Annotated in this window: 1 protein-coding gene; it reads left to right on the forward strand. The window is 76.5% G+C overall.

The features are described from left to right. The coding region (locus HMPREF3105_RS00895) for a zinc-dependent metalloprotease (protein WP_070708553.1) at positions 1–1,039 on the forward strand (1,039 nt) is incomplete at its 5' end. Positions 1,040–1,090 lie beyond the last annotated feature (51 nt).

Below are 1,090 nucleotides of genomic sequence, written 5' to 3' on the forward strand. Positions count from 1 at the left end.
CGCCGCGGAGGCCGCCGTGCCGCACGTCCACCGCCTGACCGGGCTCGAGGCGGCACGGGACCTGCGCGACTCGCAGGTGCTCGTGGTGGACCGCCCCACCTGGTCGCGCGCCGCCACCCAGTCCTTCGCCACGCTGCTGGACCCCACGTTCGCGCACCTGCGGGACACCCGGCCCCGCGAGCACGCCGCCGCCACCACCCGCGTCACCCGGCACGCCACCGCCCTGGAGATGGGCGGGATCCTCGCCTGGATGTCCGGGAGGATCCTCGGCCAGTACGACCCGTTCATCGCGCTGCCCGGCCCCGGGGGGACGGCGGCCGGCCCCGCCGGCGGACGCCTGCTGCTCGTGGCCCCGAACGTCGCGCAGGTGCGCGCGGAGATCAACGTGGAACCGGCGGACTTCCGCCTCTGGGTGTGCCTGCACGAGCAGACCCACCGCGTGCAGTTCGCGGCCGCGCCCTGGCTGCGCGAGCACCTGCGGGCCGAGATCACGGCGCTCACCGTCGGCCTGTTCGACAAGGCCGAGTCCCTGCCCGAGCGCCTGCGCACCGCGCTCGCGGCGGCGAACCCGCTGGGTCGGGAGGCCGACGCCGGCCGGATCGGGACGCGGGACGGACACGACGCGCAGGACGCGGCCCCGGCCCGCCCCGCGCCGGGCCTGCTCGGGGCGATCCAGGACGAGGAGGACCGGGAACGCCTGTCCCGGCTGACGGCCGTGATGTCCCTGCTCGAGGGGCACGCGAACGTGGTGATGGACGGTGTCGACTCCTCCGTCGTGTCCTCCGTCAAGACCATCCGCCGCCGCTTCGACGAGCGCGGCGACCGCCGCTCGCCCCTGGACCGCATGCTCCGCCGTCTGCTGGGCATGGACGCCAAGATGGCCCAGTACCGCGACGGCCAGAGGTTCGTGGCCGCCGCCGTGGCCGAGCTCGGCATGGCCGGGTTCAACGTGGTCTGGGACGCCCCCGAGCTGCTGCCGAGCGAGGCCGAGCTCCACGCCCCCGAGACGTGGGGGGCGCGCATCCGTGCCCAGGCCTGAGGCGCGGGACCCGGGGCCGACGCCGGCGGGCGGGGTCGGCGGCCTGCCCGC

The organism is Micrococcus sp. HMSC31B01, assembly GCF_001816085.1.
Lineage (GTDB): Bacteria > Actinomycetota > Actinomycetes > Actinomycetales > Micrococcaceae > Micrococcus > Micrococcus luteus.